Genomic DNA, 24,804 nt, shown 5'->3' with positions numbered 1-24,804 from the left:
TAATTACAATCGACGTTCACCGCAGCTATCAGCAACAGAGAGAAACCCTATCGTGAACCTTCGCAAGTATCAGAACCACACGCCGCTGCTGGGTAAAGGCGCTTTTGTCGATGGCTCGGCCGTGGTGATCGGCGACGTTGAAATCGGCGAAGACAGCTCGGTCTGGCCGCTGACGGTGATCCGTGGCGACATGCACCGCATCCGCATCGGCGCGCGCACCAGCGTGCAGGATGGCTGCGTGTTGCACATCACCCACGCCGGTCCGTTCAACCCTGAAGGCTTTCCGTTGCTGATCGGCGATGACGTGACCATCGCCCACAAGGTCATGCTGCATGGCTGTTCGGTGGGCAGCCGGGTGTTGATCGGCATGGGCAGCATTGTCATGGACGGCGCCGTTGTCGACGATGACGTGATCATCGGTGCCGGCAGCCTGGTGCCACCGGGCAAGCACCTGCAAAGCGGCTTCCTGTATGTGGGCAGCCCGGTAAAGCAGATCCGCCCGCTGACGGACAAGGAGCGCGCCTTTTTCACCTACAGCGCGGCGAACTACGTGAAGCTCAAGGACCTGCATCTGGCCGAAGGCTACGACCAGCTTTGACCTGGCTCCCTTATTCAGGACTCAACATGCATTACCAAACCGTTTTGTTCGACCTCGATGGCACCCTGACCGACCCGCGCGAGGGCATCACCCGTTCGATCCAGTTCGCCTTGGGCAAACTGGGTATCGATGAACCGGATCTGGGCAAACTCGAACACTTCATCGGCCCGCCACTGTTGCAGGCCTTCATGCAGTTCTACGACTTCGATGAAGCCAGGGCGTGGGAGGCGGTGAATTTCTACCGCGAACGCTTCAAGGTCACCGGACTCTACGAGAACCGTGTGTTCGACGGCGTCACGCCGCTACTGGAAACCCTGAGCGAACAAGGCCGGCAGCTGTACATCGCGACCTCGAAACCCTGGGTGTTCGCTCGTGAAATCGCCCGGCATTTCGATTTTGCCAGGCACTTCAAGGTGATTTACGGCAGCGAACTGGATGGCACCCGGACCAACAAGGTCGATCTGATCGCTCACCTGATGGCCGAAGAAAATCTGGACCCGGCCAATACCCTGATGATCGGCGACCGCAAGCACGACCTGATCGGCGCGCGCAGCAATGGCCTGGATGCGGTGGCGGTGGGTTACGGGTTCGGCAGCCACGAAGAACTGAGCGCCGAAGCGCCGGCGTATCACTTTGAAACGCTGGCTGAGTTGCATCAGGCGTTTTTGCGCTGATACGACGTCTCCCTGTAGGAGCGAGCCTGCTCGCGATGGTCGTGAACGATAACGCTGGAAGCCTGACGCCCCGCGGCGCTCTCAGGTTTTTCGCGAGCAAGCTCGCTCCTACAAAGGAATTGCGCAGGCCTTCATGGTCGAGGTGGTGGCGCCAGTCTCTGTCCTTGCTCCACCGCCCAGCTCACCACTTGCGCGGTCAACTGATCATTCGCCTGACCGAACCCGGCCACCACCGCCGGGACCTGCACATTGCTCAACGGCTGGTGCACTTCGAAGCGGCGACTGGCGAGGATTCGCTGGTCGTAACTGCGCACCAGCAATGCATCCAGACGCACGACCACGCTGGCACTCGTACCCAGGTATTCAGTCTGGAAAGCCTGCAGGCTGCCGCCCAATTCAAGATCGGTCTGGAAAATGCTGTCATCGGTGCTCAATAACGACACCCGTCCGTCATGCTGGAAACCTTGCAACAGGCGATTGCGCACCAGCACCGGCGCCGGGTCGCTCCAGCGCGAGCCCTTGTAGTGGCTGATCACGTCGCCCTGAGGAATGACTGCAATGTTCGGACTGTTCAACGCTTCACTGGACTGGAACTTGGTCAGGCGCAGCGACCAATGCTGCGGCGTGCCATGACTGGCCGCCGTGCTGCTCTGGGCTGAGGGCAATCGATAGACCTCGAAAAGCTCTGGCTTGGGTAGGATCGAGCACGAGCCGATCAGCGTGAAGCCAGCGAGGAGGGCAATCCGGATCAGCTTCATGGCGTGAATTCCTTGGTCTTGTCACTGCCCAGCAGGTAACCGCTGGGGTCGGCCTCCAGACGTTTGGTAATGACGCGCAACGACGACAGGGTTTCGCGCATCTCGCGCACGGCCGGGCCCAGGCCATTGAGGCCTTGCATGCCGCTGTTGAGCGACTCCTGATTGGCGCTGATCAGTTTGTTGAGGGTGGCGCTACTCTCCTGTAGCGACTTCATCGCCTGCTCGGCACTGCCCAACGCTTCCTTGCCATGCTCATTGAGCAGCCCGTTGGCGTTACGCATCAGCGTCGTGGTCTGCTCCAGCATGTTGTTGGCCTGTTTGCCCACCGAAGCCAATTGCTGCATGGCCTGGTGGATATCCCCACGCTGATCGGCAATGGTTCCGGTGGTTTGCTCCAGATGCTCCAGGGTGTTGCTGATGCGCGCGATGTTTTCCGTGGAGAACATCAGGTTGGCGTTATGCATCAGCGTGCTCACCCCGGCCATCAGGTCTTCGCTGTCATTGAGCAGGCGGGCGATGGGCGAGGGCGAGGCGACAATGGTCGGCAGTTTGCCGTCCTTGCCCTTGAGCGTCGGGCTCTGTGGCGTGCCGCCGCTGAGCTGGATGATCGAGGTCCCGGTAACGCCGGTCAGGGCCAGTTTGGCCTGGGTGTCTTCCTTGACCGGGGTATCGCCGGCCAGGCGAATTCGCGCCAACACCCGGCGCGGGTCTTTCGGGTCCAGGCGCAGCGAGATCACATCGCCGACCTTGATCCCGCTGTACTGCACCGAGCTGCCCTTGGACAAACCGCTGACCGCCTCGTTGAATACGACCTCGTAGTCCTTGAACTCGGTGTCGACACTGGACTTGGCCAGCCACAAACCGAACAACAGCGCGGCCGTCACCACAATCACGGTGAACAGGCCGATCAATACATGATGGGCTCGGGTTTCCATGTCAGACCTCGTTGAGCTGTTGGGCGGCCGTCAACGCCGCGCGGCCGCGAGGGCCATGGAAGTATTCGTGAATCCACGGATCGTTGGTTTCGGAGACCTTGTCGATGGCGTCCGCCACCAGCACCTTTTTCTGCGCCAGCACCGCCACCCGGTCGGTGATGGTGTAGAGCGTGTCCAGGTCGTGGGTCACCAGAAAGACACTCAGGCCCAGGGCATCGCGCAGGGTCAGGATCAATTGGTCGAACGCGGCAGCACCGATCGGGTCGAGACCGGCGGTGGGCTCGTCGAGAAACAGGATGTCCGGGTCCAGCGCCAATGCCCGGGCCAGTGCGGCACGCTTGATCATGCCGCCGGACAGCGACGCCGGGTACTTCTCTGCTGCCGACAGCGGCAATCCGGCCAGGGCCATTTTCACTGCCGCCAGATGCTCGGCGTCGTTGCGGCTCAGGCCTGCGTGCTCGATCAGTGGCAGGGCGACGTTCTCGGTCACGGTGAGCGAAGAGAACAGCGCGCCTTTCTGGAACAGCACGCCGAATCGCCGTTCCACCAGCGAGCGCTCGTGCTCCGGCAAGGTCGGCAGATTCTTGCCGAAGACTTTCACCACCCCTTCGCTGGGTTGGCGCAGCCCGACAATGCTGCGCAGCAGCACCGATTTGCCGCTGCCGGAGCCGCCGACCACGGCGAGGATTTCACCCTTGTACAAATCCAGGTCGAGGTTTTCGTGCACGCTCTGGCTTCCAAAGCGGTTGCACAGTCCACGGACTTCAATCACCGCCTCGGAGGGCGCTCTGGGGATACGACTCACCAACCCATCTCCATGAAAAACATCGCGGCGACCGCATCCATCACGATCACCACGAAAATCGACTGCACCACACTCGACGTGGTGTGCGCGCCCACAGATTCAGCGCTACCACTGACCTTGAAGCCTTCGAGGCAACCGATGGCGGCGATGAGGAAGGCGAAGATCGGGGCTTTGACGATCCCCACCAGAAAGTGCTGAACGCCGATGTCCGATTGCAACAGCGAGATGAACATCGCCGGCGAGATATCCAGCTTCACCGCACAGACCACCGCGCCGCCGATAATCCCCGACAGCATCGCCAGAAAGGTCAGCATCGGCAGGGCGATCAGCAACGCCAGGACCCGCGGCACCACCAGCAACTCCACGGGGTCGAGGCCCAAAGTGCGGATGGCGTCGATTTCCTCGTTGGCCTTCATCGAACCGATTTGCGCCGTGAACGCACTGGCGGTGCGCCCGGCCATCAGGATTGCCGTCAGCAACACACCGAATTCACGCAGGAAGGCAAATCCCACCAGGTCCACGGTGAAGACCGTGGCGCCGAAGGTGGCCAACACCGTCGACCCGAGGAACGCCACCACGGCGCCCACCAGAAAAGTCAGCAGGGCAACGATGGGCGCGGCGTCGAGACCGGTCTGTTCGATGTGGGCGATCATCGGCGTGACGCGCCAGCGCTTGGGACGGAACAGGCCGCGGGCGATGGTTTCGATGATCAGGCCAACGAAACCCAGCAGTTGCAGGGTGTCCTGCCAGACGGTGTCCACCGCGCGGCCAATGCGGGTCAGCAACTGAATGGAAACGCTGACTTCCGGTTCCTTGATAGGTACGCAGAAATCGGTCAACGAGCAGTAGACGGTTTGCAGCAACGCCCGATCAGCGGCGGAGAGCGTGCAATCAGGATGTTCGGCGGAGCGACCGAGGCGCTCGGAGCCGAGCAACTCAACCAACAGCGAGGCGCCGGCGGTGTCGAGGGCGCCGAGACCATTGAGGTCAATGGGGGTGTTGGTGTCGTACTGGCCGTGGAGTTTTTCGCTCAACAGCTTGAGGTCAGCGTAATGGGCAAGCGTCCAGTCGCCCGTCACCCGCAACCGTGCAGGAGTGAGCGACGTGTCCAACTGGGCATTGCCGGCCATCGTGCTGCTGATCATAAGCTCCGTGCTTGTTCAGTGATTAGGCAGCTCTACGTAATAGCACGAACCGCACTACTTTTCTTTGATCGCTGTGCTGTCCTTGACCTTGAAACGCAGCACGCCGATGACCTGGCCATCTTCGGTCAGCACCCGGACCTGCCATTTGCCGGCCGGGTTGCCCGGGAAATTCTGCTTGTGGGTCCAGGCCCGGTAACCTTCCTTGCGCCCGCCACGAATATCCAGAGGGATACGGTCGACCTCTTTGCCGTTGAACTGCCAGACGTGATAAATCCGCTCGTCCAGGCCACGCGGGGCATTGATCGCGGTGTAGGCGTAAAGCCCGCCGTTGCGAATCTGCTCGGCACTGACTTCGTCGAGGCTGGCGCCAGGCGTGCGGTCCTGCATCTGCGTACTGATGGCCACGTCGGTCATCCACAGCGTCGCCGGTGGCACCCACGAGCGCAACCCCCACCCGACGGCGCCAATGCCCAGAGTGATACTCAAAATCGCCAGTGCACTGCGCAGGGTACGAATCGGGAAGATCGACGCCAGGCTCGGGAACGACAGCAGCACCGAGATACCCAGTGCCCATTTGAAACTTTGCGCTGTGGTCAGGTGCATGATCACCGGCAACGCGGTGAGCAGCGCGGCGAACAGGGTCAGGGTGTGCAGAGCCAGAAATGCCCAGCGTCGTGGCGCCAGCCACTTGTAGTACAGCGGGTCGATGATCGAAATCAGTGCCGCGACGCCCAGCAGCCCGGTGAAAAACAACTGGCCGCTGTTCCACGTCGTGGTGATGAAGAAGAACGGCAGGACAAAAAACAGGCTTTCCTGATGGATCATCTGCGTTGCGTAACGCAGCAAGGGTTCCGGGATTTCGCGCTTGAAAATGCGTGTGAACAACTTGGTCAGGGTGTTCTCCAGCATCAGCCAGATCCAGCTGATCAGCATGATGGTGGTGATCCAGCTCGCCAGGCCTTGCTGGCGATCGACCAGGATGAAACTGCCTACCCCGGAGATGAAACCAGCAAGCGCAATGACCCCGGGGTAGCGCTTCATCAATTCGAGGATGCGCTGTACGAAACGGGGCAGATTTTGCATTCGGCGGTTTCACAGTGGTTGTAGGAAAAAACCTCGACAGGGTACCGCTGGTGCGGCGCTGTGGCGAGAGTTTGCGGTCAGTTGCACCACGCAACCTGTGGGAGCGAGTCTGCTCGCGATGGCGGCGGATCAGTCAACTTTGATGTGAATGACATGGCCTCATCGCGAGCAAGCTCGCTCCCACAGAGGATTGTGTTTCCCACAAGGAGTTTTCTTGCCAAACAGAATAGTTACTTCCTGCGATGCAAACGCCATCCCACCAGCATCAACACGATCAAGCCCACCCCACCAACCACCAACCACATCAACTGGTCATAGCTGAACAACGGCTTCTCGATCCGCAAATACCCCGGCTGCAACAGCAGTTCACGCACGGCCTTGTTCGCCTCTTCCAGCGTCACCCCTTGCAGCTCCCTGGACGGGTTGGCGAAACGGCCGTCCTCGTAGTTTCCGATCGCGCTCCAATAGTAGTCGGCCAACGCACTGTTGCCTTGTGCGGCCCAGGCCTGGCGGGCGATCGCAGCCTGCTTCAGGCGGTTGAAGGTGTCGGCATTGAGGCCGTCCCTGAGCAGTCCGGCCTTCAAGTCGTCGAGCACTTGTTCGGCCTCGGGCACGTCGTCACGCTCAAGGTCGGCATTGAGGCTCATGAAACCCACGCCGCCGAACACTTCGCGCTCCGCCCACGGGCCGTAGGACAAACCATGAGCCAGGCGCAGCTGGCGATAGAGCGCCCAATCCAGATAGTCCTTGAGTAAACCGAAGGTCTGGTCGTGCCCATCTTCCAGCACCGGCTCCGGCACCAGCCAGTGCAACTTGGCGCCGTTGCCGACCAGACCACGGGGCAAGGTGCGCTCATGGGCGGCGCTGGCCTGGATTTGCGGTAGCGGCGGATGCTCGCCGGGGGTGATCGCTTCCAGCGCGCCATAGGCCCGCTCCAGATAGGCTGGCAGCAACTTGTCGAGGTCGCCGACCACGATCAGGGTCATGTTGTTCGGCGCATACCAGTCCTTGCGCACCTGTTCCAGTTGTTCACGGGTCAGGCCATCGACTTGCGCACGCTCCGGGCATTTGAGGCCCAACTCGACGGCCAACTGGTTGCTGGCCGTGTGGCCGAGGTCCTGACGATCGAGCCAGCGTTGCAGGTGCGAGTAGTGGCCGCCATCTTCACGCTCGACCACTTGCTTGGCCGCGTTGATCGCGCTGTCGTCGAAGCGGGTCTGGGTCAGCAGCGCCAGCAACAGGTCGAGTACCTTTCGCTGGTTTTTCGCCGGGGCTTCGATGACGAAAGTCGTATCGGCATTGCTGGTGAAGGCATTCCACTCACCGCCCAAGGCCTGCATGCGCTCCTCCAGGCCACCTTCGCCACTGGCGTCGATGCCGCTGAACAACAGGTGTTCCAGCAGATGCGGCAATTCCTTTTCTTCGCAGCCGAAATCGTCCAGGCCAACGCCGACCACCAGCCGGATTGCCACATGCCCGCGATCAGTGCCGGGTTTGAGCAGCAACTGCAAGCCATTGCGCAGCGTGTAGCCCTCGACCTGAAAGCGATCCAGGGCGAATGACGGGAGTGAACCAAGCAACAGGCAGGCGAACAACAGACAACGCATAACAAGCTTCCATACGACCAGCGTAAGTTCAACAGACTTCAGGCGACTGTGGACGTTCAGGGTGAATGAGTGATGTCGCTCAAATCGTCGACCACCAGCGCACCGGTGTCCGATGTTTCCAGCACCACGTAGGCACTGCTGCAAAACAGCGAATTCAGACGCTTCATGTCGGCGATCAGCTCCAGGTGCAACGAACTGGTTTCGATACTTTGCACGATTTTACGTTGCAAACGGCTGACATGAGCGTGGGCCAGGCGCCGTTCCTGTGCGCGGAAACGACGTTTTTCACGCACCAGTTGGCGCGCACTTTCCGGGTCACCACTGAGAAACACCGACATCCCGAGTCGCAGGCTGGAAATCAACTGAGTGTGCAGTCCGGTCAGTTCCTCCAGCCCGACGTCGGAAAACGACCGGCGCTGCGAGGTTTTCTGCTGCTGAATCTTGCGCAGCATGCGTTCGATCAAGTCACTGGAGAGCTTCAGGTTGATCGCCAGCTCAATGATTTCCGCCCAGCGCCGGCTGTCCTGATCGCTGAGGTCTTCCCGGGGCATTTGCGCCAGGTACAACTTGATCGCGCTGTAGAGCGCTTCGACATCGTCGCTCAGGCGGCGGACTTCCTGGGTGACTGCGGTTTGCTTGCCATGCAACACGTCGAGCATGGCTTCGAGCATGTTGTCGATCAGGTCGCCCATGCGCAAGGTTTCCCGAGCCGCGTTGGCCAGCGCCAGACCGGGCGTGACCAACGCCGTGGGGTCAAGATGCCGGGGCTTGGCCGTGCCGTTGGCCAGCGGGCGCTCCGGCAACACCCAGGCGCAAAACCTGGCCATCGGTTCGAGACTGGGCAGCAGGATCAGGCAACGCACGGTGTTGTAGAGCAGGTGAAAGCCAATGACCATTTCCTGAGGACTGAAATCCAGGCCATCGAGCCAGTGCACCAGAGGGTCGAGCACCGGAATGATCAATAAAAGACCAATCAGTTTGTACAGCAGGCTACCCAACGCCACTTGGCGTCCGGCGGCGTTCTGCATGCTGGTGCTGAGGAAGGCGAGTATGCCGCTGCCTATATTGGCGCCGATCACCAGCCCGATGGCCACCGGCAGGCTGATCACGTTGGCACCCGCCAGGGTCGCGGTCAGCAGCACGGCGGCCAGGCTGGAATAGGAAATCATCGCGAACAGCGCCCCGACCAAGGCGTCGAGCAGGATGTCACCGGTAAGTGAGGCGAAAATCACCTTCACCCCTTTGGCATGGGTAATCGGATGCGCCGCCTCGACAATCAGTTGCAGCGCCAGAATGATCAACCCCAAGCCAATGGCGACACGGCCCAACTGCCCGAGCCGGGTCTGCTTGCGTGACAAAAAGAAAATCACCCCGACAAAAATCAGCAATGGCGACAGCCACGACAGATCGAACGTCAGCACCCGCGCCATCAGCGCCGTACCGACGTCTGCGCCAAGCATGGTGGCCAGCGCCGGGGTCAGCGTCATCAGGCCCTGGCCGACAAAGGAGGTAACGAGCATGGCAGTGGCGTTGCTACTCTGGACCATCGCCGTCACGGCGATCCCGGAGGCGAAAGCCAGCCAGCGGTTGGCCATGTTATGGCTGATGACATGGCGCAAATTGGTGCCGTAGACCCGCAGGATGCCGGTTCGGACGATGTGCGTGCCCCAGATCAGCAGGGCCACGGCGGAAAGCAAATTGAGCAGGGTGAGCATAATGACCCCCTGTGGTGTAGCGCCCCAAAGGAGCAAGTTAACGGTACCGCGCGACGTTCTACGTTCTGTACTTAAGCTGTAGTTGGCTAACGGTCTGCGCGCCAGCATCGCATAGCCAAAGAAGGGTTTGAAACAAAACTGTCATGAAAACGGCGATCTTCCAGCCACTCAAAGCACTGTGGGAGCGAGCTTGCTCGCGATGAGGCCATCAGATCCAACATCGATGTTGACTGACGGACCGCCATCGCGAGCAAGCTCGCTCCCACAGGTTTTGCGTATTTAGCGCTACAGGGTTACTGGCCCGGAATGTCCTTGCGCAGTTTTACCGGATCCTGCTGTTTCTTCTTTTTCGCAATGGCAGTGCGCATCTTGATGTTGATCGCTTCCACCGCCAGCGAGAACGCCATGGCGAAGTAGACGTAGCCTTTTGGCACGTGCACGTCCAGGGATTCGGCAATCAGCACGGTGCCGACGATCAACAGGAACGACAGCGCCAGCATCTTCAGCGACGGGTGCTTGTCGATGAACTCGCTGATGGTGCCGGAAGCCCACATCATCACCAACACCGCCACGATGATCGCCGCGACCATGACCGGTACGTGGGAGACCATGCCGACCGCTGTGATGACCGAGTCCAGGGAGAACACGATGTCGATGATCGCGATCTGGATGATGGTGTAGAGGAAGTTGCCGCCCTTGCCCGAAGGCTCTTCGTTGGTTTCGTCTTCACCTTCCAGGGCGTGGTACATCTCTTGCGAGCTCTTCCACAGCAGGAACAGACCACCGAAGAACAGGATCAGGTCACGTCCGGAGATGCCCTGGCCGAACATGACGAACAGGTCGTCGGTCAGGCGCATGACCCAGGTGATCGACAGCAGGAGCAGAATTCGCGTGATCATGGCCAGCGCCAGACCGAAAATCCGGGTGCGCGCCTGCATGTGTTTGGGCATGCGGCTGACCAGGATCGAAATCATGATGATGTTATCGATGCCCAGGACGATTTCCAGGGCGGTCAGGGTTAAGAAGGCAACCCAGATTTCAGGGTTGGTCAGCCATTCCATGTGTATTCCTTTGAGCGATTGTTAAACCACAAAGGGCCCGGGCTTCAAACAGCGAAGCCTGGACCCGAAGTGGTGAGTCTTGGGCTTATAGGGTGCTGAACATCGGGAAAGTCCCCAACAGCAGTGCAGCAATCAGTATGCAGATACAAACCAGCACTGCCCACTTCAGGGTGAAGCGCTGGTGGTCACCGAAATCGATACCGGCCAGGGCCACCAACAGATAGGTCGATGGAACCAGCGGGCTCAACAGGTGGACGGGCTGACCGACGATCGAGGCACGTGCCATTTCCACTGCGGTTATACCGTAGTGACTGGCGGCTTCGGCAAGTACTGGTAACACGCCGTAATAAAATGCATCGTTCGACATGAAGAAGGTGAACGGCATGCTTACCAGCGCCGTGATCACTGCCAGGTACGGGCCGAGGAAATCCGGAATCACCGACAACAGACTTTTCGACATGGCATCGACCATGCCGGTGCCCGTCAGGATACCTGTGAAGATGCCGGCCGCAAAGATCAGCCCGACCACGGCCAGTACGCTACCGGCGTGAGCCGCAACGCGATCCTTCTGCTGTTGCAGGCAAGGATAGTTGACGATCATGGCGATACTGAACGCCACCATGAACAACACCGGCAACGGCAGCAGGCCGGCGATCAGGGTACACATCAGGCCTAGCGTCAGGGCGCCGTTGAACCATATCAGCTTCGGACGACGGGCATCCGGGAACTGCGAAACACTGATTTCGCTGTGGTCGACTTCATCGCCCACCAGGTGCAGTTCACCCAGGCGCGCACGTTCACGTTTGCCGTAGAAGTAAGCGATGGCCAGGATCGCCACCACACCGGCCAGCATCGCCGGGATCATCGGTACGAAAATAGCCGACGGGTCCACGTGCAGTGCGCTGGCGGCACGGGCGGTCGGACCGCCCCATGGGGTCATGTTCATCACGCCACCGGCGAGGATGATCAGGCCGGCCATGATCCGCGGGCTCATGCCGATACGGCTGTAGAGCGGCAGCATGGCGGCCACACAGATCATGTAAGTGGTCGCGCCGTCACCATCGAGGGAAACGACGAGCGCCAGTACAGCGGTGCCGACCGAAACTTTCAGCGGGTCGCCCTTGACCATTTTGAGGATCTTGCGCACGGCCGGGTCGAACAGGCCGGAGTCGATCATCAGGGCGAAATACAAGATAGCGAACATCAGCATCACGCCGGTCGGCGCGAGCTTGGTGATGCCTTCGAGCATCATCGGGCCGATTTTGGGGCCGAAGCCGCCGAACAGGGCGAAGATGATTGGAATGAGGATCAGGGCGATCAGCGCAGACAGGCGCTTGGTCATGATCAGGAACATGAACGTGATGACCATGGCGAAGCCAAGGAAAGTCAGCATGGGAGTACTCCAGGCGTAGCGCGGCTAGGGAATGGGCGGATCGGGCGGGATCAGCGCAGAACGGGAAGCACGAGATGTACGGACGGAGGCTCAGCGAAGTGGCGGGTAGGAGAGGGCATCAGAATCACCATTGTTGTTGTTAAATGGGCCTTTCGAGCAATCAAACACTCGCATTGGCCACCGGTCTTTTGCCGGTAGTGGCGGCGATCCTAATCGGGGAAGCTTTCAGCCAGCTTTCGCAGTTGAAAGCTTTGACCGGATGCACGACCGGTCGTCGGACGGGGGCAGGGAGGTGAACCGGGTTACGGCCTTCGCGAGCAAGCCCGCTCCCACACTGGATCTGTGTCGTACACAAAGCCAATGTGGGAGCGGGCTTGCTCGCGAAGGCGTCAGTCATTACGCAGCAGGAGGAATCTCATGAACAATGTTCACACCGGCGGTTGCCACTGCGGGCAGCTGCGCTATCAATTCAGCGGGCCACTGCACGATATCGTCCACTGTCATTGTTCGATTTGCCGACGGGTCAGCGGCGGCATCGTGACCACCTGGATCACCGTGCCGGCATCCGCCTTTCAATGGCTGGCCGGGACGCCGTCGCGCTACGACTCTTCATCCACCTGCGCGCGTTATTTCTGCGGTCACTGCGGGGCGCAACTGGCGGTGGTAACTCACCTGAGCCCGGACAGCATCGACCTGACCATCGCCACCCTCGACCACCCCGAGCAGGCACCGGCGCAGCGGCACATCTGGACCGACAGCCGCTTGCCGTGGCTGCATCTGGACGAACACTTGCCCGGCGAGGCTGAAGAAACACTCTGATCAAAAAATAGACAGGTCCAGCGGTCGAATCGCGCCCATCCAGATCGCATGCTCGGTGTGGTCACGCAGATCGTCGCCGGTGTCCGGGTGTAGAAACACCACCAGGCCCTTACGGTTGAGCGCCAGCCACGGCAGCACGTCGCCCAGCACCTGTGGCTCGAACGCCAACTGGCAGCTCCAGTCCGGGTGTGGACCGACCGGGCGCTCGTGCACACGGCCCATTTTCACTGGAAACAATTGCGCCGCCTGCTCACACAGGGCCCGCGCCTGCCCGATCGAGTCGGCATCGAAGTAAACATGGGCGTGATAGCCCGTGATCTGCTGCATTGCAATCCCCCTGAAAGCTGTTCGAACCCTCACCCTTTCCTGCGGGTCAGACGTCATATAGACGCTGGAAAAAGGGTTCAGCCATGAAAAATGCCGAAACCCCCGTTGTGAAAGTGGTGCTTTATGGTGCCATGAGTAGCCTGGGCAGTGCGCTGATGGCTGAAATGCTTCGGCGCCAGCATGAAGTGATCGCGATTCTCGATGACCTCAATGCGTTGGCACCCCGTCCGGGGCTGCGCACCAAGACTGGCGACCTGTTCGACGCGCAACGGGTCAAGCAGAGTGTGGCCGGCAGCTCCGTGGTCATCTGCTTACTGGACGCTCCTGGCTTACCGTTCAACAGCGAACACGTGGAAAAAACCATCGTGCCGGGTCCGGTCGAGCAAGTGCTGGCAGTCGACGCCTTGATTGAAGGCATGCAAGGAGCAGGCGTTGCCCGGCTGTTTCTGGTTGGAGATTTCGCGGTGCTGGACGAGCCGGAGCTCGAGGACAGCCTGCAACGTCACGCCGCAGAGGAAATCCGCGAAGCACTGCAAAGCAGTCCTTTGCAGTGGACGCTGGTTAACGAACCGCGCGGGGTACCGGGGCTGACCATCGAACATTTCGCCAAACCCGGTGGCAACCTCGAACCGGGGCTGGCCGAACCGCTCGGGCGATTGGCTCGCACCGCCGTGGGCATTGCCGATGAATTGCACCTGAAACTGCACATCCGCGAACACGTCAGTTTCATCGCGACCTCGGAACCTTGAATTGGCTGCTCCTGTAGGAGCTGCCGCAGGCTGCGATCTTTTAACGCTCAAACCGCAATCGAAGGAAACGCCAACCCCGTCAACGACTCCGCGCTGCCCGCCTGTTCAGCCATCAACCAATCCACAAACTGCTGGATCAACACCCCACGCCGTTTACGCTGGGGCAAAACCACGTAATAGCCCAGCCGGGACATCACCGTTTCGCCGATCGGTCGACACAACAACCCTTGCGCCAGCAAGTTATCCACAAGGTGGCGCCAGCCGATGGCCACGCCCTGACCACCAATCGCCGCCTGAATCAGCAAGGTGTAATTGTCGAAACGCAGTTGCCCGGGCGCCGGGGGCGAGGTGATGCCCAATTCGCGGAATACGCCGCTCCAGTCGAACCAGTTACTGCTGTTTTCCCCGCGCAGATGCAGCAATGGAAACTCGAGCAATGCCTGGGGGGGCAAAGGCAGAGAACGCTCACTCAGCAACTGCGGGCTGCACACCGGAAACACTTCCTCACTGAACAGCCAATGGCTTTCACCCTGCTTGAAGCGGCCATCGCCGAACAGTACCGCCACGTCGATATCGGTACGTAGCATGTTATGGCTGCGTTCACTGGTGACCAGGCTGACATCCACCTGCGGATTGGCCGCGTGAAAGCGATGCAGACGCGGCATCAACCAATAGGCGGCGAAGGCAAAATCCGTGGCCACCTGCAGCACTTCATGCTGTTGCTGGGCACTGATTGCGCTCAATCCTGCGTCGATATTCTGCAATCCGAGCTGAACCTGCTGAAAAAGTATCAGCCCGGCTTCAGTCAGCTCGATACCGCGATAAATGCGATCGAACAATCGAGTCGCCAGTTGTTCTTCAAGGCGCTTGATCTGCTGACTGATGGCCGGCTGCGTGGTGCCGAGTTCAACCGCCGCCGCGGTAAAGCTGCGCTGACGGGCTGCCGCTTCGAAAGCACGAAGCAGATCCAGTGACAGGTCACCAAGGGCGTCATACATAAGCTGTGCTTATCCTAGTCATTGCCGTGCATGGGCTTTACCGCAAAGAGCTTGGGTTTCATTCTCGAAGCCAGCACTCTCGCATAAACATCCACTATGGAATGCCGCGATCACATGAAGCGCAAGAACATTCTTTTCATCATGGCCGATCAAATGGCCGCGCCAATGTTGCCGTTCTACGGTCCATCGCCCATCAAGCTGCCCAATCTCAGCCGCCTCGCCGCACAAGGCGTGGTGTTCGACTCGGCTTATTGCAACAGCCCCCTGTGTGCGCCGTCGCGTTTCACCCTGGTCAGCGGCCAGTTGCCGAGCAAGATCGGCGCCTACGACAACGCTGCCGATTTCCCCGCCGACGTACCAACTTATGCCCATTATTTACGCCGCCTCGGCTACCGCACCGCCCTGTCGGGCAAGATGCATTTCTGCGGGCCGGACCAGTTGCACGGCTACGAAGAGCGTCTGACCAGTGACATCTACCCGGCCGACTACGGCTGGGCAGTGAACTGGGATGAACCGGACGTGCGGCCGACCTGGTACCACAACATGTCCTCGGTGCTGCAAGCCGGCCCGTGCGTGCGCACCAACCAGCTGGATTTCGACGAAGAGGTGGTATTCAAGGCCCAGCAGTACCTGTTCGACCATATCCGCGAGGATGGTGACCAGCCGTTCTGCCTGACCGTTTCCATGACTCACCCACACGATCCGTACACGATTCCCAAGGCTTTCTGGGATTTGTACGACGATGCCGATATCCCGCTGCCTGCAACCCCGGACCCGCTTGAACTCGATCCGCACTCGCAACGTTTGCTCAAGGTCTATGACCTGTGGGACAAGCCACTGCCTGTGGACAAGATCCGCGATGCCCGCCGCGCCTATTTCGGCGCGTGCAGCTATATCGACAGCAACGTCGGCAAACTCCTGCAAACTTTGGAAGATACCGGGTTGATCGACGACACCATCATCGTGTTTTCCGGTGACCACGGCGACATGCTCGGCGAGCGCGGCCTCTGGTACAAAATGCACTGGTATGAAATGGCCGCACGGGTGCCGCTTTTGATAAGCGCACCGGGGCAGTTCGGTGCCGGCCGGGTCAGCGCCAGTGTTTCCACGGCGGACCTGTTGCCGACATTCGTCGAACTGGCCGGCGGCTCGCTGGAACCGGGCCTGCCGCTGGACGGCCGTTCGCTGGTGCCGCACCTGCAAGGGCAGGGTGGCCACGATGAAGTGTTCGGCGAATATATGGCCGAAGGCACCATCAGCCCGCTGATGATGATCCGCCGCAGTGCCTATAAATTCATCTACAGCGAAGATGACCCTTGTCTGCTCTTCGACGTACACAATGACCCTCGCGAACTGGAAGAACTCAGCCATTCGCCGCAACATCGCCAGCTGTTCGACGATTTTCTCGCTGAGGCGCGGGCGAAGTGGAATATTCCAGCCATCCACCAGCAGGTGCTCGCCAGCCAGCGACGCCGGCGTTTCGTAGCCGAGGCGCTGACCCTCGGCAAGCTGAAGAGCTGGGATCACCAGCCGCTGGTGGACGCCAGTCAGCAATACATGCGCAACCACATCGACCTCGACGATCTGGAACGTAAAGCACGTTATCCACAACCCTGCCAAAACCAATAACGTTAAGGGGAAGTCCATGCAAAGGTTATCCACAGTACTGACGGTCGGGCTCCTGGCTCTGGGCAGTGCATCGGCGTTTGCCGATCAGAGTTGCGAGACGGTGAAGATGGCCGACCCGGGTTGGAGCGACATCGCCGCGACCAACGCCATCACCGGGTTTCTGCTGGACGGCATGGGCTACAAGGTCAAGATCGACACCCTCGCGGTGCCGATCACTTTTGGCGGGCTCAAGGATGGTCAGGTCGATGTGTTCCTGGGTAACTGGATGCCGGCACAGCAGGGCTTCTATGACAAATTCGTCGCCAACGGCGATGTCACGCAACTGGCGAAGAACCTCGACGGCACCGAATTCACCCTCGCTGTTCCGGATTACGTATGGAATGCAGGTGTGCATAACTTTGCCGACCTGAACAAATACGCCGACAAGTTCGACCGCAAGATCTACGGCATCGGCTCCGGTGCACCGGCGAACATCTCGCTGCAAGAGATCATCAAGAAAAACGATTTCGACATGGGCCAGTGGAAGCTGGTGGAGTCCAGCGAGCAAGCCATGCTGGCGGAAGTGTCCCGCGCGGTGAAAAAGCAGAAATTCGTGACCTTCCTCGGCTGGACCCCGCACCCGATGAACGTGCAACTGAAAATGCATTACCTCAAGGGTGGCGAGAAGTACTTCGGTGACACCGGCAGCGTGCACACACTGACCCGCAAAGGTTATGCACAGGCCTGCCCGAACGTCGGCAAGCTGCTGACCAACCTGAGCTTCACCCAGGACATGGAGAACAGCATCATGGCCGAGGTGGTGAACAACAAGGTCAGTAACGCCGACGCAGCCAGGGCGTGGATCAAGGCCTACCCTGCGGTGCTGGACAAGTGGCTTGATGGCGTGAAGACCGTGGATGGCAAGGACGCGCTGCCGGCGGTCAAAGCCAAGTTGTAACCAATACTTGTGGGAGCGGGCTTGCTCGCGAAGGCGGTGGATCAGTCGACATTAATGTTGTCTGACCCACCGCCTTCGCGAGCAAGCCCGCTCCCACAGATCATGTCCTGCTACCCTTGCGCAAAATTCCCGACCGAGAGGCCCCATGGCCCTGCCAAGCCGCCATTCACTCTTTCCCTTCCTCAGTTGGTTGCCCAAGCAAACCCGCGCCAGCGTCGGGCGCGACCTGGTCGTCGGCCTCAGCGGAGCGATTCTGGCGTTGCCGCAATCCATTGCCTACGCGCTCATCGCTGGCCTCCCACCGGAATACGGCCTGTACGCCGCAATCATCCCGGTGCTGATCGCCTGTCTCTGGGGTTCGTCGTGGCATTTGATCTGCGGTCCTACAGCGGCCATCTCGATTGTCCTGTACGCCAGCGTCAGTCCTCTGGCCGTTCCGGCGACGCAGGACTACGTCACCGTGATCCTGTTGCTCACCTTCCTGGCAGGCATCTTTCAATGGCTGCTGGGTTTGCTGCGGTTTGGCGCGCTGGTGAATTTCGTCTCGCACTCGGTGGTGCTCGGCTTCACCCTTGGGGCGGCCGTGGTGATTGCCATCGGTCAATTGCCTAACCTGCTGGGACTGGACTTGCCCAGCCAAGCCACCGCGCTGGATAGTTTCATCACGTTGTTGCGCCATATCGGCGAAATGGACAAACCTTCGCTGGCGCTGGGGCTGGCAACGGTGGTGGTGGGCGTGATCCTCAAACTGTGGTTGCCACGCTGGCCGACGCTACTGATCACCCTGATCCTTGGCGGATTGCTGGTCTGGCTTTGGCCGTCGATGTTCGGCCATGTGCAACTGGTCAGCGCCTTCACCGGCAAGCTGCCGCCTCTCAGTCCGTTGCCGCTGGATCTCGATCTGATCCTGCGCCTGCTGCCCAGCGCCGTAGCGGTTGGCATGCTCGGGCTGGTCACCAGCCTGTCGATTGCCCGCTCGATTTCGGCACGTTCGCAGCAACTACTCGACGCCAACCAGGAAGTTCGCGCCCAGGGCTTATCGAACATGGTCGGCGCGTTTTTTTCCGGATCGCTGTCGGCCGGCTCTTTCACTCGCTCAGGCCTGAGCTATGAAGCGGGCGCCTGTTCGCCATTGGCCGGGATTTTTTCGGCATTGTGGGTTGCGCTGTTCGCGATCTTCGGCGCGAGCCTGATCGCGCACATCCCGATTCCGGCCATGGCCGGCAGCATTCTGTTGATCGCCTGGGGACTGGTGGACCATCGCGGCATTCGCGCATTGTTGCGGGTCAGCCGCGCCGAGTTCGTGGTCATGGCGCTGACCTGCGTCGCTACGCTGCTGCTGGAATTGCAGACAGCGATCTACGCCGGCGTACTGGCCTCGCTTTTTTTCTATCTCAAACGCACATCGCAGCCACGGGTGCAGCATGTACGTGATGGCGAGGAGGACATTCTGCGGGTCGGCGGTTCGATCTTTTTCGGTGCCAGCCACTACCTGCAAGTACGCCTGCAACGCATGCACGGCGCGCGCGTGGTGATCGAGGCGCAGCAGATCAACTTCATCGATTACTCAGGGGTGGAAATGCTGCACCAGGAGGCGCGACGATTGCTGCGCCAGGACCGCAGCCTGACCTTGCGCCGGGCCCGGCCGCAGGTGGTGGAAGAGCTTAAGAAGCTTGAGGGCGCGGAAAAGTGCCCGATTCAGTTTGAGGACTGAGCCGAAATCGGTGTCGCGCCATTCGCGAGCAGGCTCGCTCCCACAGGTTCTTGGTGACCCCCTGTGGGAGCGAGCCTGCTCGCGAAGCTTCTAAAGGGCCAACTGCCGACGCAACTCAGCCAGCACTGGCGCTGTATCCGGTCGCACGCCGCGCCACAGGAAAAACGCTTCCGCGGCCTGCTCGGCCAACATCCCCAAGCCATCCATAGCCACCGCCGCCCCGTGTTCGCTGGCCCAGCGGCAGAACGAGGTCGGCTCCTTGCCGTACATCATGTCGTAGCACACCGTTTTGCCCGGTTCGATCAGGCTCGGCGCAATCGGCGGCACATCGCCCGTGAGGCTCGCGGAAGTCGCGTTGATGATCAGGTCCACCGACTCCTGCAACCAGTCGTAGCCACTGGCCGAGACCGGCCCCAGATCGCAGAACAGCTCCGCCAGCAACTCGGCCTTGTCCACCGTGCGGTTGGCGATGATCACCGAAGCCGGTTGCTCGGCCAGCAGCGGCTCCAGCGCACCGCGCACCGCGCCGCCAGCGCCGAGCAACAGGATGCGTTTGCCCTTGAGGCTGAATCCGGCGTTGACCGTCAGGTCCCGCACCAGCCCGGCACCGTCGGTGTTGTCGCCCAGCAGGCTGCCATCGGCCAGTTTGCTCAAGGTATTGACCGCACCGGCGCGCTGCGCCCGCGCCGTCAGGCTGTTCGCCAGCCGATAGGCTTCTTCCTTGAACGGCACCGTCACATTGGCGCCGCGTCCTTCAAGGAAAAACGTCCGGGCACAGGTGGAAAAGTCGTCCAGTGGCGCCAGCATTGTGTTGTAGTCCAGCTTTTGCGCGGTCTGCTCGGCGAACAGGCGGTGGATCAACGGTGACTTGCTGTGGCCAATCGGGTTACCGAATACGACATAACGGTCCATCAGGATTCCTCGTTCAAGCTTCGGCCAACCAATCGCGGTCCTGCAGGAAGTATTCGGTCAGGCGCGCTTCTTCGCTGCCAGGCTCGGCCTTCCAGTCGTAGCCCCAGCGCACTTGCGGCGGCAGCGACATCAAGATCGACTCGGTACGCCCGCCCGATTGCAGGCCGAACAACGTGCCGCGGTCGTAGACCAGGTTGAATTCAACGTAGCGGCCACGGCGGAACTCCTGGAACTCGCGCTGTTTAGCCGTGAACGCGTCGTTCTTGCGGCGCTGCACGATCGGCAGGTAAGCATCGATGTAGGCGTCACCGATGGCACGCATGAAGGCGAAGCTGGTGTCGAAATCCCACTCGTTCAGGTCGTCGAAAAACAACCCGCCGATGCCACGCGGCTCGTGACGATGCTTGATGTGGAAGTAGCTGTCGCACCAGGCCTTGTAACGCGGGTAGACGTCCGGGCCGAACGGCGCACAGGCCTGCTCGGCGATGCGATGCCAGTGGATGCAGTCTTCTTCGTTGCCGTAATACGGGGTCAGGTCGAAGCCGCCGCCAAACCACCAGACTGGTTCTTCACCTTCTTTTTCAGCGATGAAAAAGCGCACGTTGGCGTGGGAAGTCGGCACATGGGGGTTGTGCGGGTGGATCACCAGCGACACGCCCAAGGCTTCAAAGCCACGGCCCGCCAGTTCCGGCCGGTGGGCGCTGGCTGAGGGTGGGAGACCGCTGCCGAAGACGTGGGAAAAGTTCACGCCACCCTTTTCAATCACCGTGCCGTTTTCAATCACGCGGGTGCGACCGCCACCGCCAGCCGGCCTGGTCCAGGCGTCTTCGACGAATTGCGTGCCACCGTCTTCGGCTTCCAGGGCGGCGCAGATACGGTCTTGCAGGTCGAGCAGGTAGGCTTTTACGGCCTCGGTGCGGGTCGTCATGTCATCACCTTGAATCGGGCAAAACTACGCGGCGCTCCATTGGAGCGGGGGTCAGCGCAAATGGGTCCGTAGCATACCATCGCAAGTCCACCCGTCGCAGTTGACGAAGATCAAGCTTAGGAGTCCGATAGGGCGCTTGGTAAAACGACCTATGGAGAGTTCAGATGGCAAAGCGTATCCAGTTTCGCGCCCATGGCGGCCCCGAAGTGCTCGAGTATGTGGATTACCAACCCGCCGAGCCAAGTCCGAAGGAAGTGCGCGTGACCAACAAGGCCATCGGCCTGAACTTCATCGACACCTATTACCGTAGCGGCCTGTACCCGCCGCCATCCCTGCCATCGGGCCTCGGCTCGGAGGGTGCGGGCGTGGTCGAGGCGGTAGGCAGCGAGGTGTCCCGCTTCAAGATCGGCGATCGCGTGGCCTATGGCAGCGGCCCTCTGGGCGCCTATAGCGAAGTTCATGTGTTGCCCGAGGCCAATCTGGTGAAACTGCCGGACGCCATCAGCTTCGAACAGGCCGCAGGCGTGATGCTCAAGGGCCTGACCGTGCAGTACCTGCTGCGTCAGACTTACGAGCTCAAGGGTGGCGAAACCATCCTGTTCCACGCCGCAGCCGGCGGGGTAGGTTCACTGGCCTGCCAATGGGCAAGGGCCTTGGGCGTGAAGCTGATCGGTACGGTCAGTTCGGCCGAGAAAGCCGCACTGGCCAAGGCCAATGGCGCTTGGGCGACCATCGACTACAGCCATGAAAACGTCGCCCAGCGCGTGCTGGAATTGACCGACGGCAAAAAAGTCCCGGTGGTGTACGACGGCGTTGGCAAGGACACCTGGCTGACGTCACTCGACAGCGCCGCACCGCGTGGCCTGGTGGTGAGTTTCGGCAATGCGTCCGGCGCGGTCGATGGCGTGAACCTGGGGATCCTGGCGGGAAAAGGCTCGCTGTACGTGACCCGGCCAACCCTGGGCACTTATGCGAACAACGCCGAGAATCTGCAACGCATGGCCGACGAGTTGTTCGAGATGATCATCAGCGGCAAGCTGACCGTGGACATCAGTCAGCGTTTTCCACTGACTGACGCGGCGAAGGCGCAGACCGAGTTGTCGGCACGGCGTACGACGGGTTCGGTTGTTCTGTTGCCCTGACTGACGCCATCGCGAGCAGGCTCGCTCCCACAGAAGATTTGTGTTCGACACAGAACCAATGTGGGAGCGAGCCTGCTCGCGAAGGGCGCGCCTCGGTATTAATCCGGGCGCACAACCTTGCCAGTCGCCAGATCGCGAATCACGCTCGGGTTCTTGCGCCCGCCCAGATTGCCACCCAGTACCAGATCCAACTGCCCACGGAAGTACTGCTCGACGCGAAGCCGCGTACGTGCCGCCGGGCGCCCCTGCGGGTTGGCCGACGTCGATACCAGCGGCCCGACCAGCGCGCACAAGTCCCGCACCAGTGGGTGATCACTGACCCGCAGCGCCACGGTTTCATGCACGCCGGTAATCCACTGCGGCAGCAGGTTCTGGTGCGGCACCAGCCAGGTGTTCGGACCTGGCCAGGTACTGGCCATGCGGTCCATCCACAACTCGGGGAAGTCATCGAAGAGGAAATCGAACTGACGGATGTTGTCGGCGACCAGGATCAGTCCTTTATCCTCAGACCGCCCCTTGATCAGCAGCAGTCGCTCCACCGCTTCCTCGTCCCACGGGTCGCAACCCAGGCCCCAGACTGCTTCGGTTGGGTAGGCAATCACCGCCCCGGCGCGAATTGCTTGCGCGGCTTGTTGCACACGCCAACTGTTGACCATGAAAAACTCTCCAGAATAAGGCTCTGCGCAGTTTACCGATCTTGTTTATAAAACCTAGCTCACCCGTGCAAACCAGCGCCCGCTTTCGCAAATGGCGCGACCGTCCATTTCAAGTTCCGTCAACGCCGCCAGTACTTTCGGCAAGGCCCAGCCGCTTGCGTCGGACAACGCTTCACTGGTCAGAGGTGCGGCATGCAGCAACTTCAACAGGGGGTGGGTCGTTTCAGGGGTAGAGGATTCTGTGGATAACGGCAGTCGTTGCCAGCCGCGCAAGGCTTCGAGGATATGTTCGATGGTTTCCACCAGCACCGCACCGTCACGAATCAACTGATGGCAGCCGCGGGCACCGGGATGATGGATCGACCCGGGCATCGCAAACACCTCGCGCCCCTGTTCCGCCGCCAGCCTCGCGGTGATCAGTGAACCGCTGGCGACACTGGCTTCGACCACCAGCACCCCGAGGGACAAACCGCTGATGATCCGGTTGCGCCGGGGGAAGTTGCCGGCGCTGGGGCCTGCATCCAGCGGAAACTCCGAAAGTACCGCGCTGCCCGAGGCGATCATGGCGTCCGCCAGGCGTCTATTGCGCTGTGGATAAAACTTCTCGAGCCCCGTGCCGAGCACACCCACCGTTTGCCCGCCGACGTCGAGCGCGGCCTGGTGTGCGGCAGCGTCAATGCCCAGGGCCAGGCCGCTGGTAATGACAAAACCGGCACCCGCCAGGCTGCGGGAAAACGCAGCAGCGGTGTCCATCCCCGGCCGGGAAGCGCGACGGCTGCCAACCATCGCCAGTTGTGGTTTTTCCAGAATGCCGGGATCGCCGGCGACAAATAACAGCGGTGGTGCATCGCTGATTTGTGCCAGCAGCGCCGGGTAGTCCGGTTGGTCCCACATCAGCAAATGCTGGGCCGGATGCTCCAGCCAGGCCAATGCATGACTAGCGCCGTCACGGATCTCAGTGCTACGCCTGGCCTCGGAACAGGCCAGTGGCAAACCCAGCGCGCGCCAGGCACTGGCCGGTGCACTGAGGGCTTTGGATGCCGAGCCGAAGGCTTCGAGCAATTTCCTGAAACGCGCCGGGCCGAGTTCCGGCAAACGGTGCAGACGTAAACGAGCTTCCAGTTCCGCGGGGGAAACCGGTGTAACGGCAGGCAGCGACATGGATCATCCTTGATCGTTATGAGCACCCGTACAAACGGGAATAAGCTGTGGATAACTCTGTTGGTAACTTGTGAAACACTCTTACGGATTTCGTACCTTATCCATCACCGACAGCGAGCGCGAAGCGCTAAGCACCAGCCCATAACTGAGTTTGTCGTAGGTACGGAAAACCATCAGCAGACCGGCGCGCTCATCAGGAATTTTCAACGGCTGGCCGGTGATCCGGTCCCGCACTGTTTCGCCGGTTTTCATCACTGCCAGCAGATTGCCTTCGGCCAGACCGTCGCGCTGCCCCTTGTTCAGGGTAACCACGTCCAACTCGCCGATCTGCGTGACCCCGCGCGGAACATCGATGATCAACCCGTTGATTTCATGGCTCGGTGCCCTGGGCGTGAAGGTCGAGTTGATCGCGTGCTCTTCACCGCTGAACAAGCGATCGCCGAGGCGGACCTCCTGGGTCGTGCGTTGTAACTCCAGGGTGGCGACGTCACCTTCGATGGCCACGACATCGCCGCCGCCGATGTCGTCGGCGTTGATCCCCAGGATTTCCTTGCTCTGCGGATCGGTGTAGACCTTGCCTTGGCGGAAGATACCGTACGCCGGTTGCGCCGGATCGAAATGGCCGCGGGCAAAGATGCGGTCACCCGCGCCGCTGAGTACCCGTTCGGAATCACCAGCGACGATGTAAGGCGCCTTGGTGAAATCCTCGGCCTTGTCGACGATGCGGTTGCTCAGCAGAAAGCTGTTGATCGATTTCAGTGCAATGCCGGGGATAACCTCGGTCACCGGGCTGCTGCGAACCTGAGGCGACAGCTTTATGGTGGGAATATCTTCCCGAAGTTGCACCTGCCCGTACGCCCAACCTGCCGAAGCCAGGAGCAGCAGGGCGAGTAGTGATTTCCTCATGCGGTGAATCCCTTTATTATGTGCATTCGCGTGAAACGCCAGAGCCGTCAGTGGCTCGCTCCCGGCATGCTTGTCAAAACTTGCTTGTCAACAGAAGGGAGCTACGTTTTACAACGGTAGCCTGCATTTCTTCGGACCCGCCAGGCCATCGA

The 24,804-nt window shown here is 60.5% G+C and carries 24 protein-coding genes and 1 pseudogene; 9 read left to right on the top strand and 16 right to left on the bottom strand.

What is annotated here, in order from left to right; all coding sequences use genetic code 11:
- The first annotated feature begins 52 nt into the window (after positions 1-52).
- The 3 genes and pseudogenes from PPUTUW4_RS00200 to PPUTUW4_RS30090 all read left to right on the top strand — a co-directional run.
- The gene (locus tag PPUTUW4_RS00200; RefSeq protein WP_015092882.1) at positions 53-598 is read left to right on the top strand and encodes a gamma carbonic anhydrase family protein; all 546 of its coding nucleotides are present in this window, start codon (positions 53-55) and stop codon (positions 596-598) included.
- A 26-nt stretch (positions 599-624) separates the two neighbouring features.
- A complete protein-coding gene (locus PPUTUW4_RS00195; RefSeq protein ID WP_015092881.1) occupies positions 625-1,272 on the top strand; it encodes an HAD family hydrolase in 648 nt (215 codons plus the stop codon).
- A 35-nt stretch (positions 1,273-1,307) separates the two neighbouring features.
- Positions 1,308-1,385 (top strand): annotated as a pseudogene (locus tag PPUTUW4_RS30090) (outer membrane lipoprotein carrier protein LolA); the annotation flags it as partial.
- A gap of 18 nt (positions 1,386-1,403) precedes the next feature.
- Here the strand turns inward: PPUTUW4_RS30090 and PPUTUW4_RS00190 are convergent.
- The 9 genes from PPUTUW4_RS00190 to PPUTUW4_RS00150 form a co-directional block, all read right to left on the bottom strand.
- Entirely contained in the window at positions 1,404-2,030 is a 627-nt protein-coding gene (locus tag PPUTUW4_RS00190; protein ID WP_015092880.1) for an ABC-type transport auxiliary lipoprotein family protein, read from the bottom strand.
- Entirely contained in the window at positions 2,027-2,965 is a 939-nt protein-coding gene (locus tag PPUTUW4_RS00185) for an MlaD family protein (protein ID WP_015092879.1), read from the bottom strand. The genes PPUTUW4_RS00190 and PPUTUW4_RS00185 overlap by 4 nt, the downstream gene beginning before the upstream one ends.
- Position 2,966: 1 nt before the next feature.
- Complete coding sequence (locus PPUTUW4_RS00180) at positions 2,967-3,770, bottom strand: ATP-binding cassette domain-containing protein (RefSeq protein ID WP_015092878.1); 804 nt, start codon at positions 3,768-3,770, stop codon at positions 2,967-2,969.
- Positions 3,767-4,915 (bottom strand): ABC transporter permease, encoded by a 1,149-nt coding sequence (locus tag PPUTUW4_RS00175; protein WP_015092877.1) that lies wholly within the window; start codon positions 4,913-4,915, stop codon positions 3,767-3,769. The genes PPUTUW4_RS00180 and PPUTUW4_RS00175 overlap by 4 nt, the downstream gene beginning before the upstream one ends.
- A gap of 54 nt (positions 4,916-4,969) precedes the next feature.
- The gene (locus PPUTUW4_RS00170) at positions 4,970-5,998 is read right to left on the bottom strand and encodes a DUF5924 family protein (RefSeq protein ID WP_015092876.1); all 1,029 of its coding nucleotides are present in this window, start codon (positions 5,996-5,998) and stop codon (positions 4,970-4,972) included.
- A 230-nt stretch (positions 5,999-6,228) separates the two neighbouring features.
- The gene (locus PPUTUW4_RS00165) at positions 6,229-7,605 is read right to left on the bottom strand and encodes an insulinase family protein (RefSeq protein ID WP_015092875.1); all 1,377 of its coding nucleotides are present in this window, start codon (positions 7,603-7,605) and stop codon (positions 6,229-6,231) included.
- Positions 7,606-7,661: 56 nt separating this feature from the next.
- Positions 7,662-9,320 (bottom strand): Na/Pi cotransporter family protein, encoded by a 1,659-nt coding sequence (locus tag PPUTUW4_RS00160; protein ID WP_015092874.1) that lies wholly within the window; start codon positions 9,318-9,320, stop codon positions 7,662-7,664.
- Positions 9,321-9,613: 293 nt separating this feature from the next.
- Positions 9,614-10,381, bottom strand: a complete 768-nt coding sequence (locus PPUTUW4_RS00155) for a TerC family protein (RefSeq protein WP_015092873.1) — start codon at positions 10,379-10,381, stop codon at positions 9,614-9,616.
- A gap of 85 nt (positions 10,382-10,466) precedes the next feature.
- Positions 10,467-11,774 carry a CitMHS family transporter gene (locus tag PPUTUW4_RS00150; RefSeq protein WP_015092872.1) on the bottom strand — a complete coding sequence of 436 codons (1,308 nt, stop codon included), beginning with the start codon at positions 11,772-11,774 and terminating at the stop codon, positions 10,467-10,469.
- 417 nt (positions 11,775-12,191) lie between these two features.
- Here PPUTUW4_RS00150 and PPUTUW4_RS00145 point away from each other — a divergent pair, with 417 nt between their 5' ends.
- Positions 12,192-12,593, top strand: coding sequence for a GFA family protein (locus tag PPUTUW4_RS00145; protein ID WP_015092871.1), 402 nt, complete (start codon positions 12,192-12,194; stop codon positions 12,591-12,593).
- Here PPUTUW4_RS00145 and PPUTUW4_RS00140 read toward each other — a convergent pair whose 3' ends face one another.
- Complete coding sequence (locus tag PPUTUW4_RS00140) at positions 12,594-12,920, bottom strand: DOPA 4,5-dioxygenase family protein (protein WP_015092870.1); 327 nt, start codon at positions 12,918-12,920, stop codon at positions 12,594-12,596.
- 83 nt (positions 12,921-13,003) lie between these two features.
- Between PPUTUW4_RS00140 and PPUTUW4_RS00135 the strand changes: the two genes are divergently transcribed.
- Positions 13,004-13,669, top strand: coding sequence for an NAD(P)H-binding protein (locus tag PPUTUW4_RS00135; RefSeq protein WP_015092869.1), 666 nt, complete (start codon positions 13,004-13,006; stop codon positions 13,667-13,669).
- 47 nt (positions 13,670-13,716) lie between these two features.
- Here PPUTUW4_RS00135 and PPUTUW4_RS00130 read toward each other — a convergent pair whose 3' ends face one another.
- Positions 13,717-14,667, bottom strand: coding sequence for a LysR family transcriptional regulator (locus tag PPUTUW4_RS00130; protein WP_015092868.1), 951 nt, complete (start codon positions 14,665-14,667; stop codon positions 13,717-13,719).
- A gap of 114 nt (positions 14,668-14,781) precedes the next feature.
- On the opposite strand from PPUTUW4_RS00130, the gene betC reads away from it, so the two are divergent.
- The 3 genes from betC (at position 14,782) to PPUTUW4_RS00115 (ending at position 18,947) form a co-directional block, all read left to right on the top strand.
- On the top strand, positions 14,782-16,296 hold the full coding sequence (gene betC, locus PPUTUW4_RS00125; RefSeq protein WP_015092867.1) for a choline-sulfatase: 1,515 nt from the start codon (positions 14,782-14,784) through the stop codon (positions 16,294-16,296).
- Between the two features lie 16 nt (positions 16,297-16,312).
- Positions 16,313-17,233 (top strand): choline ABC transporter substrate-binding protein, encoded by a 921-nt coding sequence (gene choX / locus PPUTUW4_RS00120; RefSeq protein ID WP_015092866.1) that lies wholly within the window; start codon positions 16,313-16,315, stop codon positions 17,231-17,233.
- 145 nt (positions 17,234-17,378) lie between these two features.
- Positions 17,379-18,947 (top strand): SulP family inorganic anion transporter, encoded by a 1,569-nt coding sequence (locus PPUTUW4_RS00115; protein WP_015092865.1) that lies wholly within the window; start codon positions 17,379-17,381, stop codon positions 18,945-18,947.
- Between the two features lie 90 nt (positions 18,948-19,037).
- Here PPUTUW4_RS00115 and aroE read toward each other — a convergent pair whose 3' ends face one another.
- Both aroE and hemF read right to left on the bottom strand, forming a co-directional pair.
- Positions 19,038-19,859, bottom strand: coding sequence for a shikimate dehydrogenase (aroE, locus tag PPUTUW4_RS00110; RefSeq protein ID WP_015092864.1), 822 nt, complete (start codon positions 19,857-19,859; stop codon positions 19,038-19,040).
- 13 nt (positions 19,860-19,872) lie between these two features.
- On the bottom strand, positions 19,873-20,787 hold the full coding sequence (gene hemF / locus PPUTUW4_RS00105) for an oxygen-dependent coproporphyrinogen oxidase (RefSeq protein WP_015092863.1): 915 nt from the start codon (positions 20,785-20,787) through the stop codon (positions 19,873-19,875).
- 164 nt (positions 20,788-20,951) lie between these two features.
- Here hemF and PPUTUW4_RS00100 point away from each other — a divergent pair, with 164 nt between their 5' ends.
- Positions 20,952-21,929 carry an NADPH:quinone reductase gene (locus PPUTUW4_RS00100; RefSeq protein ID WP_015092862.1) on the top strand — a complete coding sequence of 326 codons (978 nt, stop codon included), beginning with the start codon at positions 20,952-20,954 and terminating at the stop codon, positions 21,927-21,929.
- 98 nt (positions 21,930-22,027) lie between these two features.
- On the opposite strand, the gene PPUTUW4_RS00095 is transcribed toward PPUTUW4_RS00100, so the two are convergent.
- The 3 genes from PPUTUW4_RS00095 to PPUTUW4_RS00085 all read right to left on the bottom strand — a co-directional run bounded on the left by PPUTUW4_RS00095 (position 22,028) and on the right by PPUTUW4_RS00085 (position 24,652).
- Positions 22,028-22,585, bottom strand: coding sequence for an L-threonylcarbamoyladenylate synthase (locus tag PPUTUW4_RS00095; protein WP_007969864.1), 558 nt, complete (start codon positions 22,583-22,585; stop codon positions 22,028-22,030).
- A gap of 54 nt (positions 22,586-22,639) precedes the next feature.
- Positions 22,640-23,746, bottom strand: a complete 1,107-nt coding sequence (dprA, locus tag PPUTUW4_RS00090; protein WP_015092861.1) for a DNA-processing protein DprA — start codon at positions 23,744-23,746, stop codon at positions 22,640-22,642.
- Positions 23,747-23,827: 81 nt separating this feature from the next.
- Positions 23,828-24,652 (bottom strand): hypothetical protein, encoded by an 825-nt coding sequence (locus PPUTUW4_RS00085; protein ID WP_015092860.1) that lies wholly within the window; start codon positions 24,650-24,652, stop codon positions 23,828-23,830.
- Positions 24,653-24,804 lie beyond the last annotated feature (152 nt).

The organism is Pseudomonas sp. UW4 (assembly GCF_000316175.1).
Lineage (GTDB): Bacteria > Pseudomonadota > Gammaproteobacteria > Pseudomonadales > Pseudomonadaceae > Aquipseudomonas > Aquipseudomonas laurylsulfatiphila.
The sequence above is the reverse complement of the archived record's forward strand: the minus strand, read 5'-3'. Positions and strand labels throughout refer to the sequence as shown.

Coding starts and splice junctions, on each gene's coding strand:
- PPUTUW4_RS00100 (WP_015092862.1), top strand. CDS start 20,952: ATGGCAAAGCGTATCCAGTTTCGCGCCCATGGCGGCCCCGAAGTGCTC.
- PPUTUW4_RS00085 (WP_015092860.1), bottom strand. CDS start 24,652: ATGAGGAAATCACTACTCGCCCTGCTGCTCCTGGCTTCGGCAGGTTGG.
- PPUTUW4_RS00145 (WP_015092871.1), top strand. CDS start 12,192: ATGAACAATGTTCACACCGGCGGTTGCCACTGCGGGCAGCTGCGCTAT.
- PPUTUW4_RS00130 (WP_015092868.1), bottom strand. CDS start 14,667: ATGTATGACGCCCTTGGTGACCTGTCACTGGATCTGCTTCGTGCTTTC.
- PPUTUW4_RS00175 (WP_015092877.1), bottom strand. CDS start 4,915: ATGATCAGCAGCACGATGGCCGGCAATGCCCAGTTGGACACGTCGCTC.
- aroE (WP_015092864.1), bottom strand. CDS start 19,859: ATGGACCGTTATGTCGTATTCGGTAACCCGATTGGCCACAGCAAGTCA.
- PPUTUW4_RS00195 (WP_015092881.1), top strand. CDS start 625: ATGCATTACCAAACCGTTTTGTTCGACCTCGATGGCACCCTGACCGAC.
- PPUTUW4_RS00190 (WP_015092880.1), bottom strand. CDS start 2,030: ATGAAGCTGATCCGGATTGCCCTCCTCGCTGGCTTCACGCTGATCGGC.
- PPUTUW4_RS00155 (WP_015092873.1), bottom strand. CDS start 10,381: ATGGAATGGCTGACCAACCCTGAAATCTGGGTTGCCTTCTTAACCCTG.
- PPUTUW4_RS00160 (WP_015092874.1), bottom strand. CDS start 9,320: ATGCTCACCCTGCTCAATTTGCTTTCCGCCGTGGCCCTGCTGATCTGG.
- PPUTUW4_RS00135 (WP_015092869.1), top strand. CDS start 13,004: ATGAAAAATGCCGAAACCCCCGTTGTGAAAGTGGTGCTTTATGGTGCC.
- PPUTUW4_RS00170 (WP_015092876.1), bottom strand. CDS start 5,998: ATGCAAAATCTGCCCCGTTTCGTACAGCGCATCCTCGAATTGATGAAG.
- PPUTUW4_RS00140 (WP_015092870.1), bottom strand. CDS start 12,920: ATGCAGCAGATCACGGGCTATCACGCCCATGTTTACTTCGATGCCGAC.
- PPUTUW4_RS00150 (WP_015092872.1), bottom strand. CDS start 11,774: ATGCTGACTTTCCTTGGCTTCGCCATGGTCATCACGTTCATGTTCCTG.
- betC (WP_015092867.1), top strand. CDS start 14,782: ATGAAGCGCAAGAACATTCTTTTCATCATGGCCGATCAAATGGCCGCG.
- dprA (WP_015092861.1), bottom strand. CDS start 23,746: ATGTCGCTGCCTGCCGTTACACCGGTTTCCCCCGCGGAACTGGAAGCT.
- PPUTUW4_RS00115 (WP_015092865.1), top strand. CDS start 17,379: ATGGCCCTGCCAAGCCGCCATTCACTCTTTCCCTTCCTCAGTTGGTTG.
- PPUTUW4_RS00095 (WP_007969864.1), bottom strand. CDS start 22,585: ATGGTCAACAGTTGGCGTGTGCAACAAGCCGCGCAAGCAATTCGCGCC.
- PPUTUW4_RS00165 (WP_015092875.1), bottom strand. CDS start 7,605: ATGCGTTGTCTGTTGTTCGCCTGCCTGTTGCTTGGTTCACTCCCGTCA.
- hemF (WP_015092863.1), bottom strand. CDS start 20,787: ATGACGACCCGCACCGAGGCCGTAAAAGCCTACCTGCTCGACCTGCAA.
- PPUTUW4_RS00185 (WP_015092879.1), bottom strand. CDS start 2,965: ATGGAAACCCGAGCCCATCATGTATTGATCGGCCTGTTCACCGTGATT.
- choX (WP_015092866.1), top strand. CDS start 16,313: ATGCAAAGGTTATCCACAGTACTGACGGTCGGGCTCCTGGCTCTGGGC.